The sequence below is a fragment of the Klebsiella sp. P1954 genome, assembly GCF_018199955.1.
Lineage (GTDB): Bacteria > Pseudomonadota > Gammaproteobacteria > Enterobacterales > Enterobacteriaceae > Klebsiella > Klebsiella pneumoniae.
In genome coordinates, this window is record NZ_CP073373.1 from 4380152 (window position 1) to 4393325 (window position 13174).

A 13174-nucleotide genomic window follows, 5' to 3' on the forward strand; every position below is an offset into this window, starting at 1 on the left:
TTGCCCCACAATGCCGGTGATTTCCAGCAGTATAGAGAACTTTTTCTCAATAAAATCAATGTCTTATTGTCCGTAAATTGTCCGCCTTTCAAAACAAAAACCTTCGCAATTCTTTGTTTTTCTTGGCACTTTATTTGACGCAGATAGCGAAAATTGCCTATCCACATGGAATACGTTTTGCGGACAAAAAAAGCCCACCGAAGTGAGCTTTTGATAGGGCAGTGCGCGGTGTCAGTGGGCAGCGTAATAGGGATTCTGTGCGCGATAGAGGTCACGCTCCGGTTCAGGAATGTGTAGCGTTTCAAGGTGCCAATCTTCGAGTGAAGAAGCCAGCTCGGCCGCTATGCGCTGGGCTTCCATAACGCTGTTGCTAGGCCGCCCACTGGCTCGACCGAGGCAGGCTTGCAGTTCGTTGAGTTGATTGGCCAATGCGCTGATGCGGTGAGCTGTCTTCATGATCAATTCCCCTTGCTGATCCTTTCCACGATTCTGTCGAATTCTTCCCGGACCTGATCGTCCGTAAGCTCAAGATTAACCAATCCTGACTTTATTGCAATTCTTCCTATTCTTTCTGCTGCCTCATTGTCGAGTTTTGCCAATCTGGCTTTCGCCATTTCAAGCTCTGAAAGGGCATCAGAACGGCGCTCTGCGAGGGTTTTTCGTGCCATGATTACTCCGTTGTTTCTTGATGATCGAGTTTCGAAAAAAAGCGCGTAAACGGAGGCTATGTTCTCACCCGAGTCGAGCAATTTACAAGACTTAGATTTGGCTGGCCTAGCTGATGGCCTCTCAAAGCCCCCTCCTTTTGGTGTCAGTCCGTCCCTGATGCTCATGAACTCAGTCGGAAACGCGTTTTTATGCGAATGTATGCGATTCTATGCGATTAGAAGAATTGATTAATGCGATGCTATGCGAATGTATGCGAATTAACGCGAATGTACGCGATTACGCCATATTTTACTGGCCATTCTGCTCCAGTCGCATAGAATCGCATGAAGCAGTACGGCAGGATGTGTGTTGTACCGGTACGGGCAAGCCCGCACCAGTCCAACACCGCCCCTTACTCACCTACGGTTCGACGGCATCCTGCTCTGCGAGGCTAACGGTCGCTGCCGCGACAAAGGAGCCACGGGCACCGAATGGAGTCATTTCTCACAGTTGTTGGTATGGCCCATTTTCAATTTACCTATGTGCAATAAGCTGTCTTTTTTTATTAGTTGCTGCGTGTATGATGAATATGCAGTAATGACAATTTGTTGGGGGGGATTCTGTCCGTTCAGATTCTTGCTGTTGCAGATGCACGACGCTTATAGCTTCGTGATGATTGCGGATAAGGATTTTCTGTAATTAACCTTCGCTGCTCGAAGTGCCTCCGCACTTCGAGGGCTGTTGAAGTAGGTGGGTATGACGGCAGTCGAGCTACCAGAGGATTTTTTTGCAAATATACAAGGGGTTTTCCGCAAAACACCTGTTTTACTTATTGGGTCGGGATTCTCATGTGGTTATGGCCTGCCAGGGATGGGGGCGTTGGCTGAGCATCTGGCTAATAACGTTTATGACGCACTCTCGACGGATTCGGCACGGAATGCTTGGACCCAATCAATTAATGCGATAAAGGAGAATTTGGAGACAGGCTTAAATAATATTCCACTTGGAATGGCGGGGTGGGATGAGATTTTGTCGGCAATCCGTGGGGAAACAGCGAAGCTAATTCTTGATAAAACAATAGCGGCAGAGGCGCAAATTCTTGTCGAAAAAATAGCGGACCACCATGCCCCCTCACGCCTTCTGAAGCGTCTATTTTTAGGATCTCCTCAGAATGCGGAAAGCATTCATGTCATCACGACAAATTACGATACCCTGCTAGAGCTCTTTTGCGATCTGGCAGAGTTGCCGTTAGACACTGGATTTATGGGGTTTCGACGGCGTAGGCCGCGACCTCATCCGCTTTTTCAAACTCAATACAGCCGAGTGTTAGTAGCCGAAAAGCGCCAACAGCAGGTCGATCACCGTCTATGTAAAACGGTGCGATTATACAAACCGCACGGTTCTATCAGTTGGTTGACAACAAAAGATGGACCAATTGAAGTACTAAATGACGTATCTGTTGCTGAGCGAGCTATTGTTGTGCCGGGCCCTTCGAAGTACCAAGACGCATTAGTCAACACCCTATTTGACGCAATGCGTACTGAGATGAATCAGGTACTTGCGGAGGCTCAAGCTCTCCTGTGTATAGGTTTCGGGTTCAACGATGATCATTTACAAGGCGTTATCAAACACCGTTTGGCGGCTGGAATGCCTGCAATCATAGTCACTCGTGATTCAACCTCCAGCATTGATCGGTTGCTCGGTGAACATCCTCACGTGATCGCTTTGTTTAAGGATGGTGATGGAGCTATTTGTCATTGGAATGGTGAGCAGTTCAGAGTGTCCGAGCCTCTTTGGCAACTTGACGATTTCCTCAAAAAATTTCTGGAGTGAGAGCGCGATGAGTATTTTTAATTTTTCAGAAGAGCAATCCTTGGGAGAAGTTCGCAGTGTTGAAACCTCAAGAATAACTGTGCGAGTGACTGACGGCCAGCGTTTACAGAAAGCACGAGTTGGAAGATTAGTAGCTATTCAATCTGTAGGAGATGAATGGTTAATTGGAATTATCGAAAGAGTTTGGCGACATCCAGTAGAGTTGCCTTCGTTTCCAGAAGTAGATGAAACAATTGATTTGTCAGCAGTGCCGCAAGAAGAAAATGGAATTTCTATAAGTTTGGTAGGAACTTATCGTTCTCGTGATGGCCTGCGAAAGGATGTATTTACGCGTGCAGTATTTATATTGCCAGAGATTAATAGGTCAGTGTTCCCTATTGAGGAAAAGTCACTCGAAGATTTTATGGGCATATTAAGCGCGTCATCTAAAGCTGATGCAGTCGCGCCGCTCAAAGTGGGTACTTATACTTTAGATGGCAAAGCTAGTGCTTATATTGACGGTGATAAACTTTTTCAACGTCATGCGGCGTTATTGGGGAGCACCGGTTCAGGGAAATCTTTCACTGTTGCTTCCATACTTGAACAGTCTGCGCAGCTAGCTCACGCCAATATTGTTGTTCTTGACTTACATGGCGAATATTCCAGTATGAAGTTCGCTTCCCATTATCGTATCGCGGGCATTAGCGATATTAAGTCGAAGGGGGATGGTGCAATTTTTCTGCCGTTCTGGTTGCTGACCTATGATGAGATGCAATCGGTATTTGTTGATCGTTCGGGAGATAATGCACCTAATCAGGCTCTGGCCCTTATGGATTCCGTGGTAGAGATGAAGCGTGCTGCCATAGCGGCGCTTGGCAAACATGAATTACTTGAAGGTTTTACGGTCGATACGCCAGTACCTTACAATTTAGATGACTTGGTTAAATCCCTTGATAAGAAAAATGAAGAAGTTATTCCAACTGGGGAAGAATACGTCACTGGGGCGAAGAAGGGGCAGCCTAAGACTGAAAAAGGTCCATTGAACGGCAAACTCTCTCGATTCCTCATTCGGTTGAAGACAAAAATGAATGATCGACGTTATGCCTTCATGTATCAATCTCCCAAGGAATACGAAACTTATGAAGCATTGCACGAACTAGCGAGTAAGTTGCTCGGTACGGGAAATGTTGCAGATGGTGTAAATCCAGGTATCAAAATTATCGACTTTTCAGAAGTTCCCTCAGATATTTTGCCTGTTGTAGTAGGTTTGGTTGGGAGGTTGATCTATCAAATTCAGTTCTGGAGCGATCCGGGTAAAGATGGTGATGGACGTCATCCAGTAGTGATCGTTTGTGATGAGGCACACTTGTACCTTCCCAGCAGTGCAGCCTCTACTGGACCATTAGAAAAGCGGGCTTTGGAGAACTACGAGCGCATCGCGAAGGAGGGACGTAAATACGGTGTTGGTTTAATGGTGGTTAGCCAGAGGCCTTCTGATGTGAGTACAACCATTTTGAGTCAATGTAGCAACATTATAAGTTTGCGTCTCGCTAATAAGACAGACCAATCTGTAGTTAAGCAACTTTTGCCCGAGAGCTTGGAGGGGTTGATGGAGGTGCTGCCGACGCTGGACGTAGGTGAAGCTGTCGTTGTGGGAGATGCAACATTGCTACCCACACGGATTAAAATGTCTAAGCCCAAGCATGAGCCTCGTAGCGCAACTATTCCGTTCTGGACGCGCTGGGATAAGCCAAAGGCCGACGTTGATTTGATTGCTGCCGTAGAGAACATGCGTCGACAGTCGCGGACCAACGATTGAGTTACGATTTAGTCTGAGCTGATATGGGCTATTTGCTAACTTATCGAAAAGGATACACGAAATGAAAGATAGACCGCATAACGTGGCGATGGCCGAGCACTTCCGCGCCCATCCGACGTATGCAGCGGAGCTGCTTGCTGAAGTCTGCCGCGAAGGCAACCCTGCTGAGCTAGCCATTCTGTTGCGGCAGATGGTCACGGCCTCGGCAGGTGATGAGAGGTCGGATGACACCGATACAGAGCGCGCTCTACCTCTCTGATTTGAGCATGGTATTTTTCATGGTTCAACAAATAGGCATGGTTTCAAGGTGTTGATTTGTACGGGTGTTTTTAGTTAATTTACAATTGAGTGGGAGTAATCCCCGGCGTTAGCTGAATGAAACGAAACCCTCTGTGTTTACAGAGGGTTTTTTTATAGCTGCTACATTAAGGTCTCCCACCTGACGGCAAGCGCTAATCGCGCATATATTGATGCATCTGGGCCGCCGTCAGATCCCACTGGCTTCCTTCAAACGGGGGCATATAGCTGCCATCATCTTCGCCAATCTCAGCGGCAGTGAGCTGATTGAGTTTATCGTTCATAGTCATTAACAGATCCCGGTATTTCTCTGGCTCCCGGGCGAGGTTATGATTTTCTTCGGGGTCGTTAACCAGATCGAAAAGTTCAACATCATTATTCTCCAGCAGTTCGGCCAGGGTAGCAGGAATATGATGCTGCTTGAGCGAAAAGTAGCGGGCAAATTTATAGTGTCCATCGTTGATCATACGGATCCCTGAGCGATGGGAAAAATCAGGATGGAGTGACGCGATCGCTTTTTTAAATTGATCGTGCGGGAGTTTTTCTCCAGCCAGCTTTCTGAATTTTGCCGTGTATTGTGCATCCATATACAGGATCATGCCGTAACAATAAAGCGAACCCGGACGCAGCGCATTTAAGCCCGCTTGCTCAGGATGCGCCAGTAATGGGCTCATATCCCGGCCTTTTCTGCCCTCCAGGACTTTCTCTCGCAGCGAGCGATCGCGTCCAGTCAGACCAATCAGGGTCGGTACTAAATCCAGATGATTGGTCAAACTGTTGCAGCGGATATTTCCCGGATACGCCGGATGGCGAATGATCATCGGCACATGGATCTGCTCTTTGTACACCGAGGAACCTTTACCATGCATCTGGTGGGAGCCACCGAGTTCCCCATGGTCGGCGGTAAAGACGATAATCGTATTTTGCGTCAGCTGCAGGTTATCCAGCTCATTGAGAATCGCCTCAAGATGCTGGTCATTATCGCGAATACAGTTGAAATAATAATCCAGTAATTTGCGCCAGCGCCGGTCTTCATCGGGGAACTGTCCCTCCATCACCGCCCTGGCATTCTGGTACTCTTTATGGGCGGCAGGTCTGCCAGGCTCATCGAGCGACTGATGGCGGTTTGCAGGCAGCGGATAGTCTGGCCAGCTTTGCTGATAGATTTGGTTGTGCGGGGGTTGGGTTGGCAGCAGGGTGTGGTTTTCTTTATCCATTGGCCCTTTCCACTGCACCTGCTCACCATGCTCATCGGTGTCGATAAACATGACATCGTGGGGGTTAACCAGGTTTACTGCCGCGAACCAGGGCTTATTTTCATCATTCAGCGGGCGGCCGGTGTTACGTAGCCAACTAATGGTCTGCCCCGTGGTGACTGAATCAAAGAAATAGCCGCCCTTACTTTTCCCGATGACATCGCCAATGCCGTGATAATCAGAGAAACCATACTTTTCCATAATTTCATGCAGTCGCGGCGTCGGGATCTCGCCCAGGTCCATTTCTTCTACCGATTTACCAGCGACCGGCTGATCGATCTCCCGGGTAAGATGCCATTTACCTTTATACGCCGTGTAATAACCCAGTTCACGCATCATATGGCCCACGGTACGTAATTCCGGGTCCAGATCGTAATTCATCCAGGGGAAGCCAAGATTATCAAACATCCGGGTGTGCGGCATATGGAGCCCGGTGTACATGACAGAGCGCGATGGCGTACAAACGTTGGCCGTGTTCTGATGATTGGTAAAAGTGATACCCGTTTTCATCAGGCGTTCCCGGCCCGGCACCGGAAAGGGATACCGCTCGAAATAACGTTCCTGATCGCATGTTATTAGTAAAATATTGTAGCCTTCGGGCAGTGTGTCAGGGATTTCGCCGGTGAAAGGAATATCCCATGCCGCTTTCGCGGCGGCATTATTTTGCGCGGCGTTTCCCGTCTCTGGTAACAGGCTCACGACAGCGGCAATCCCCAGACCTTTGAGGAGATCGCGGCGATTTCCATCTATTTTATTTGGTTCTTTCATCTTCAGACTCCGTTAATTGTAATATATTTTGCCGAATCTCCGGGATAAGACTCATAATGAGCGCGGGCGGTTGGCAATTTAATAAAAGCCTTCGCATGACGTTCATATAGGGCGTGATATGGCCGAAAAAGGCTAAATAGCCGCTGCACAGGTAATTCTGTGCTTCGTCGTCATGGATGGTAAAACGGTGTTTAGGGCATCCCCCATGGCAGGCAAAGCGCCAGTGGCAGCTCTGACAGCGGGCAGAGAGTTGGCCCTTTTGCTTCCCGAACTGTTGCTGAAATGGCGAGCTCGCCATCGCTGCCATAGCATCTTGCTTCAGATTACCCAGTTTATATTCCGCTGAGACAAAGTGATCGCAGCTGTAGACATCGCCGTTTTGCTCCACCAGTAAACTCTGCCCACAGACAGGCTGCATGGTGCAGAGCGTGGCGGGCTGGCCGGCCCATACGCCGAGCAGATTATCAAAGTACTGGATAAACACCCTGCCAACATCGTTTTCCAGCCAGTCGTCGAAAACACTGCACAAAAATTTGCCCCAGCCCTCAGGGGTAACTGACCAGGGAGCAGGGGAGTCAACGAGAGGAATAAACTGGAGATGGTGAAGGTTTAGCTCGCGGCTCAGGCAGCGATAGAGACTTTTCCCCTGGCTTTCAGACTGGCGGCTGACCACCACCATGGCATTTACCGGAACGTCATGCTGCTGCAGGCAGCGTATGGCCTGCACAACTTTTTCCCAGGTGGGTTTTCCGCAGCCCGTCGTACGCCAGGTGTCGTGGAGTGACGCAGGGCCATCAATGGATAATCCGACCAGAAATCCATGACGACGCAAAAAACGAGCCCATTTATCGTTCAGCAAGATGCCGTTGGTTTGCAGGCTGTTGGCGATGATTTTGTTACCACGGTAACGCTGCTGGAGCTCGACCACCTTTGCAAAAAAATCCAGCCCGCATAAGGTAGGCTCACCGCCCTGCCAGCAAAACTCGACGTTTTGCGAGGGGGTCGATGAAATGGTGTTGTGAATGTACGCTTCCAGCGTGAGGTCGTCCATGGTGGCATACCCTGGACGCGGAACCTCGTTTTCCAGATAAAAACAATACCGACAGGCCAGATTGCATCGATTGCCGCCGGGTTTTGCTACGGTATTAAAATTAGCGCTCATTCTTTGCTATGCTCGAACGTTTTCGATGAGGAAGAGAGTAAAGCTAATTGTGTTACCGGAGGTGTGGCTAATGTTACCGATGGCGACTGGCTTTATTTTTTGGATCATTATGCAAGCGAAAAATACAGGCGGTATCGTTATTTTTCGCAGGTGACAGCATGCCCTGCTATTCTCTTAAAAATTTCATCATTGATTTGGTGAATGTATTTTCATTAAAAATTTATAATATGAATAATGCCTGCCATATGGCTATAAGGGCAGGCGTAAATTATCAAGGGCGTAGTGATCCACGTTTACTCTTCAGCAAGGTTGTTTTTGGCTATCGGTTGGTCAACGGCCGCTGCCGGATATTCTACATTACGTTCATCCTGCGCCTTACCCGCCTCGCGCACAATCGCCAGCGCCAGTCCGGCAACGATCAACGTTAACCCGGTGGACACCCACATTCCGCCGATAATGCCCAGCCGGTGGTTCAGCCATGCGTAGGCAAAGGGTGAAACAGCTGCCATCAGTTGCCCGGGGATCAGCAGGAGACCCGTGCGGCTGGCGTAGCTTTCTGCGCTAAACAGCGCCAGCGGCAGCGTCGCTTTGACAATCGTCACCAGCCCGTTAATCGCGCCATAGCCCAGCACAAATCCGGCTGCGCATCCGGCAAAGGTCGTGCTGCTCAATCCAAGGAGAAAACAGAGCGGCATGGCGAGCGCAGTAAAACGCGTTAGCGTGAGTGAGGTGACCCGGGGACCGGCCAGCACTTCCCCCAGCCGGGCGCCGGTCTGGCCGAATCCCCACAGCATACCGACGGCAACCGGCAGACCAAAGTGGCTGATAAACTCCGGCAGATGGGTAGAGGTACCGTTAGAGATGAAGGTGATCAGCGCAATAAAGATCGCGTAACGCGCCCCGTTACGCCGGTCGCCCTCTGCTGTCGCTGGCGAGGCTGGTGATTTCGCCGCTGAATTGAGCCGCTGGCGAGGCAGTTGATAACTCAGCCATGCGCTCAGCAGGCCAAACAGCGCATAGATCCGCAGGGCATTCTGCCAGGGCATGATGGTTAATAACGCCTCGCCCAGCGGCCAGAAGAGGGCAGAGGCCAGACCGCCAGCGAGAGTGATATGAGAGATAGTTTTCCGCGCCTGCTGACCGTACAGATTCACCACTGCGGCGAACAGCGCATCATACAGTGAAAGCCGCATGCCGATGCCGGTCAGCAGCCAGGCGCCGTACCAGCCGGCCAGCGAAGGGCGCCAGGCCATCATGGCGCAGCTGGCGGCTATCAGTAAGGTACCGCTGGTGACCACCAGTCTTCCGCCAAAGCGAGCCAGCAGCCTGGCAACGAACGGGGAGACAGCGGCCATCATCAGCATCGCAAGCGTCAGGCCGAGATAGATCTGCGGCAAGGACCATCCTTTGTCGGCGGCGATAGCCCCGGCAAAGGTGCCGGGCATATAAAAAGAGATCCCCCAGTTGATGAGTTGCTGACCGCCCGCGGTGAAGGCAAGGCGTCGGGGAATAGCGTTTATTTCCATGGTTTTTCATTCCGTTAAGACAGTTGTCCTGAGCATACCCGGCAGGCTATTGTTCTGGCAGAGCGGCCACCTTATGCGCGGTATAAGAGAAACTTTTATGACAACACTGAACCTGGGAAATCTGGCGACCTTCCGGCTGGTCGTACAGCGCGGCAGCTTTTCTGCCGCCGCCGACGCGCTGGGGATCTCCCAACCTGCCGTCAGCCTGCAGGTTCGTCAGCTGGAGCAGTTTTTACAGACCAGGCTGCTGGAGCGAACCGGACGTGGGATCAAGGCGACGGCGGCAGGAATGGCATTGCTGGCCCACAGCGAGCAGATCGATCGGGCGGTGAATAGCGCGGTGCAGTCGGTCAGCGCATTCAGTCAGGAGGTTAATGGATCGTTGACGCTGGGGACAGGCGCGACGGCCTGCATTCATCTTCTTCCACCGCTGCTGCAGCATCTTCGTCAGCAGCACCCGCTGCTGACGGTGGGGGTGACCACCGGCAACACGCTGGATATCGTCCGCGCGGTGGAAGAAAACCGGCTCGATCTCGGGCTGGTCACGCTGCCCGTGCAGGGGCGCAGTCTGGCGGTGACTGCGATGTTAGATGAGGAGTTCGTGACCATCTATGCCAGCCGCGAGACGGAGATGCCGGCGGTTTATACTCCCGCCGAGCTGCAGGCGCAGCCGCTCATTGCCTTCGAGGCGGGTAGCGGCACGCGGGATCTGATTGACCGCTGGTTCCGCTCGGCGGGACTGGCGGTGACGCCGGTAATGCAGTTGGGGAGCATCGAGGCGATTAAGCGCATGGTGCGGGCAGGGCTGGGCTACAGCATCGTGCCCCGCATGGCGGTGGAGCGGGTGGAGGATCGCGACGGATTACGCGTACACTCGCTGGCGCCGCGGCTATACCGACAGCTGGCGGTAGTCATGCGTCAGGACAAAATTGTGACAAAAGGTATCGCTGAAATGCTGCGCCTGCTGCATACCGTGCGCTTATAAATCGCCGACGGCAAAATTACCGCATCAAAGACAGTACTTCAGCAGCGAGCGGCTCTGCCTGCGGAGTGTGGCGCTTGCAGTATTAGAATCAAAGGATTACTCGCGGGGGGAGGGCTCGACGGTGAGCGATGACTCCTGCGACGCTTTTTTATCCTGATGATGGTACCAGGCGCCGATGGAGGAGTAGACAAAGCGTCCAAAGAAGAAGAGAAAGCTGATAAGCAGTACGATACGGGTCATGCGACGGTTAAATCGATGTCGTTTACGCATACTGGGTGCCTGACTCACAAAAGGATCCTTGAAGTATACCCGAAGATGGGCGATGGGGGTATTAAGGCACAGGAACGAGATGGGGTCAATTGATGCAGATGTAAAAGTGCGGCAGTGAAAACATTAATTAATGTTATATAAGATAATCGTCGTATTTACATGCTCACTTTATTAGCCGTGAAATGTCGGGAAAAATAAGATTTATTAATGTTGGCGTCAGCATTTGTTGATTTATATCAATAGTCTCCTTCTCTTGGCCACTAAAATCAGCGGACGTTACCGTATCGTTATTATTTACGCGGTCAGCATGGGTGGTTGGATGCCTGCCTGAATATGCCTCGCGGGAGCAGAGGCACTCTGTAGAGCACCTATGAATTTATTAAAATACTATCAACAATATCGCGACAAGTGGTGGGCTTTACCGCTCGTTCTGCCTGCGCTGTTATTACCGGTCGCCAGATGGGCGAATACCTACACCATGCTCAATGGTCATATGGTATTTTTGTATTATCTTCCCCTGGCGCTGGTGCTCAGCCTGATGATGTTTTTTGGTTGGGCGGCGATCCCTGGCATTATTATTGGCCTGCTGTTAACTCTGGCCCACGGCATGATGCTTGAGCAGTCCATCGGTGTACTGTTCCATTTCCTTATCCCCTGCGTGCTCTGCTGGGGCGGCTACCGCATTTTTGTCCCCCAGCGTCAGCAGGTCTCACACGGCAACGTCCGACTGATGCCGCATCGTCTGTTCTGGCAAATGCTGCTCCCCTCGGTCATTTTTCTGATTTTGTCACAGATTGCCGAATATCTTGGACTCCATCCGCGCACAACGGAAATGACCGGCGTTACGCCATTTAGTTTACGTTCATTAATCACCTTTCAGGCGCTAATGGTAGGGTGCCTGACCGGCATGCCGCTGTGTTATTTTGTGTTACGGGTCATTCGTAATCCTTTTCATTTACGCGGCTTTATTTCTCAGGTTCGCTTACAAATTGATCCAAAAATAAAAAAAATTGAAATCATTTGCTGGGCGACGGTATTAATTCTGCTACTGTGGCTATTATTGATGCCGCTTAATGATAGCAGCACCATATTTAGTACGAATTATACGTTGTCATTGCTGATGCCGGTGATGCTCTGGGGTGCCATGCGTTTTGGCTATCGCTTTATCTCACTGATCTGGACGCCGGTGCTGATTGCCGTGATCCATTTTCATTACCGTTACTTACCAATTTACCCAAGCTATAACACCCAGTTGGCGATCACCTCATCAAGCTATCTGGTATTCTCGTTTATTGTCGCCTATACGGCGATGCTGGCGACACAGCAGCGGCTGATATACGCTCGCGTCCGGCAGATGGCCTTCCTCGACCCGGTGGTTCATATGCCGAACTTGCGGGCGCTGAGCCGGGCGCTCAACGGCACGAGCTGGTCGACGCTCTGTTTTCTGCGCATTCCTGAGCTTGAACTGCTGGGGCGCCACTATGGGGTACTTTTGCGAATCCAGTATAAGCAAATGCTGGCGAACCACCTGAGAACGCTGCTGCAGCCCAACGAAGCGGTATATCATCTTGCCGGTCACGATTTAGTGTTCCGTCTCAATAGCGAAGGGCACCAGGCGCGCATTCACTTAATTGACCGCTCCCTGCGACAGTTCCGTTTCCACTGGGACGGGGTCCCCCTGCAGCCGCGGATCGGCATGAGCTATTGCAACGTTCGCTCGCCGGTCAAGCATCTGTATTTACTGCTTGGCGAGTTGAACACCATTGCCGACATGTCGTTAGCCAGCGGCCATCCGGAAAATTTACAGCGCCGCGGCGCGGGCCATGTTCAGCAGGATCTGAAAGATAAAGTCGTGATGATGAACCGCATTCTCAAAGCGCTGGAACATGACCATTTTGTCCTGATGGCGCAGCCTATCCAGGGCATTCGCGGCGATCGCTATCATGAAGTGCTGGTGAGGATGGAAGGGGAGTCGGGTGAGCTAACGGGGCCAAACGAGTTCTTGCCGGTGGCGCACGAGTTTGGGCTGTCCACGCGGGTGGACCAGTGGGTTATTGAGCATACGCTGGCCTTTATGGACGACAACCGGCGGGCGCTGCCCGGTCTGCGGCTGGCGATCAATCTTTCTCCGGTGTCGCTGAGCCGCAGCCAGTTTCCTCAGGAGGTCGAAGCGCTGCTGCAGGCCTACAACATTGAGCCATGGCAGATTATTTTCGAGCTGACCGAGAACTACGCGCTCAGCAATCCCGAGCTGGTCTGCCAGACTTTAGAGCATCTGCGGGCGCTGGGCTGCCGGGTGGCGATCGATGATTTTGGTACCGGCTACGCCAGCTACGCCCGGTTAAAAACAATGAACGTCGACATTCTTAAAATCGACGGCAGTTTTATTCGCAATCTGCTTGCCAGCAGTCTTGATTACCAGGTCGTGGACTCTATTTGTCGTCTGGCGCGTATGAAGAACATGCAGGTGGTGGCCGAATATGTGGAGTCGCCGGAAATACGTCAGGCGGTCATCACGCTGGGGATCGATTATATGCAGGGCTATGATATCGGGGTACCGGTACCTCTGACGCAGTTGGCGGAGGAGATGACCGGCGGAACAGCAAAAAGCCGGGCGTAAGCGCCCGGCTC

At 51.3% G+C, this 13174-nt stretch carries 11 protein-coding genes; 5 read left to right on the forward strand and 6 right to left on the reverse strand.

Translation table 11 applies throughout. The features are described 5' to 3' along the window. Window positions 1-231: 231 nt before the first annotated feature. Together KB890_RS21160 and KB890_RS21165 are read right to left on the reverse strand one after the other, a co-directional pair. Window positions 232-456, reverse strand: coding sequence for a hypothetical protein (locus KB890_RS21160; RefSeq protein WP_001565720.1), 225 nt, complete (start codon window positions 454-456; stop codon window positions 232-234). Window positions 457-458: 2 nt separating this feature from the next. Continuing rightward, window positions 459-668, reverse strand: a complete 210-nt coding sequence (locus tag KB890_RS21165; protein ID WP_000101768.1) for a TraC family protein — start codon at window positions 666-668, stop codon at window positions 459-461. A gap of 736 nt (window positions 669-1404) precedes the next feature. On the opposite strand from KB890_RS21165, the gene KB890_RS21170 reads away from it, so the two are divergent. The 3 genes from KB890_RS21170 (at window position 1405) to KB890_RS21180 (ending at window position 4538) form a co-directional block, all read left to right on the forward strand. Next, window positions 1405-2481, forward strand: coding sequence for an SIR2 family protein (locus tag KB890_RS21170; RefSeq protein ID WP_001297336.1), 1077 nt, complete (start codon window positions 1405-1407; stop codon window positions 2479-2481). Between the two features lie 7 nt (window positions 2482-2488). Then, on the forward strand, window positions 2489-4279 hold the full coding sequence (locus KB890_RS21175) for an ATP-binding protein (protein ID WP_001297331.1): 1791 nt from the start codon (window positions 2489-2491) through the stop codon (window positions 4277-4279). A 61-nt stretch (window positions 4280-4340) separates the two neighbouring features. Further along, window positions 4341-4538, forward strand: coding sequence for a hypothetical protein (locus KB890_RS21180; protein WP_001297329.1), 198 nt, complete (start codon window positions 4341-4343; stop codon window positions 4536-4538). A 193-nt stretch (window positions 4539-4731) separates the two neighbouring features. Here KB890_RS21180 and KB890_RS21185 read toward each other — a convergent pair whose 3' ends face one another. The 3 genes from KB890_RS21185 to KB890_RS21195 form a co-directional block, all read right to left on the reverse strand. Then, on the reverse strand, window positions 4732-6600 hold the full coding sequence (locus KB890_RS21185) for a sulfatase-like hydrolase/transferase (protein WP_004180884.1): 1869 nt from the start codon (window positions 6598-6600) through the stop codon (window positions 4732-4734). Beyond that, window positions 6584-7762, reverse strand: coding sequence for an anaerobic sulfatase maturase (locus KB890_RS21190; protein ID WP_020325283.1), 1179 nt, complete (start codon window positions 7760-7762; stop codon window positions 6584-6586). The genes KB890_RS21185 and KB890_RS21190 overlap by 17 nt, the downstream gene beginning before the upstream one ends. Window positions 7763-8055: 293 nt before the next feature. Further along, entirely contained in the window at window positions 8056-9288 is a 1233-nt protein-coding gene (locus KB890_RS21195) for an MFS transporter (protein WP_004149291.1), read from the reverse strand. A 73-nt stretch (window positions 9289-9361) separates the two neighbouring features. On the opposite strand from KB890_RS21195, the gene KB890_RS21200 reads away from it, so the two are divergent. Continuing rightward, on the forward strand, window positions 9362-10273 hold the full coding sequence (locus tag KB890_RS21200; RefSeq protein WP_004221278.1) for a LysR family transcriptional regulator: 912 nt from the start codon (window positions 9362-9364) through the stop codon (window positions 10271-10273). A gap of 96 nt (window positions 10274-10369) precedes the next feature. On the opposite strand, the gene KB890_RS21205 is transcribed toward KB890_RS21200, so the two are convergent. Next, window positions 10370-10543 carry a YfgG family protein gene (locus tag KB890_RS21205; protein WP_004174861.1) on the reverse strand — a complete coding sequence of 58 codons (174 nt, stop codon included), beginning with the start codon at window positions 10541-10543 and terminating at the stop codon, window positions 10370-10372. A gap of 370 nt (window positions 10544-10913) precedes the next feature. Here KB890_RS21205 and KB890_RS21210 point away from each other — a divergent pair, with 370 nt between their 5' ends. After that, on the forward strand, window positions 10914-13163 hold the full coding sequence (locus KB890_RS21210; RefSeq protein ID WP_004180875.1) for a sensor domain-containing phosphodiesterase: 2250 nt from the start codon (window positions 10914-10916) through the stop codon (window positions 13161-13163). The last annotated feature ends 11 nt before the right edge of the window (window positions 13164-13174 follow it).

Coding starts and splice junctions, on each gene's coding strand:
- KB890_RS21180 (WP_001297329.1), top strand. CDS start 4,341: ATGAAAGATAGACCGCATAACGTGGCGATGGCCGAGCACTTCCGCGCC.
- KB890_RS21195 (WP_004149291.1), bottom strand. CDS start 9,288: ATGGAAATAAACGCTATTCCCCGACGCCTTGCCTTCACCGCGGGCGGT.
- KB890_RS21170 (WP_001297336.1), top strand. CDS start 1,405: ATGACGGCAGTCGAGCTACCAGAGGATTTTTTTGCAAATATACAAGGG.
- KB890_RS21200 (WP_004221278.1), top strand. CDS start 9,362: ATGCGCGGTATAAGAGAAACTTTTATGACAACACTGAACCTGGGAAAT.
- KB890_RS21160 (WP_001565720.1), bottom strand. CDS start 456: ATGAAGACAGCTCACCGCATCAGCGCATTGGCCAATCAACTCAACGAA.
- KB890_RS21165 (WP_000101768.1), bottom strand. CDS start 668: ATGGCACGAAAAACCCTCGCAGAGCGCCGTTCTGATGCCCTTTCAGAG.
- KB890_RS21210 (WP_004180875.1), top strand. CDS start 10,914: ATGAATTTATTAAAATACTATCAACAATATCGCGACAAGTGGTGGGCT.
- KB890_RS21175 (WP_001297331.1), top strand. CDS start 2,489: ATGAGTATTTTTAATTTTTCAGAAGAGCAATCCTTGGGAGAAGTTCGC.
- KB890_RS21190 (WP_020325283.1), bottom strand. CDS start 7,762: ATGAGCGCTAATTTTAATACCGTAGCAAAACCCGGCGGCAATCGATGC.
- KB890_RS21185 (WP_004180884.1), bottom strand. CDS start 6,600: ATGAAAGAACCAAATAAAATAGATGGAAATCGCCGCGATCTCCTCAAA.
- KB890_RS21205 (WP_004174861.1), bottom strand. CDS start 10,543: ATGCGTAAACGACATCGATTTAACCGTCGCATGACCCGTATCGTACTG.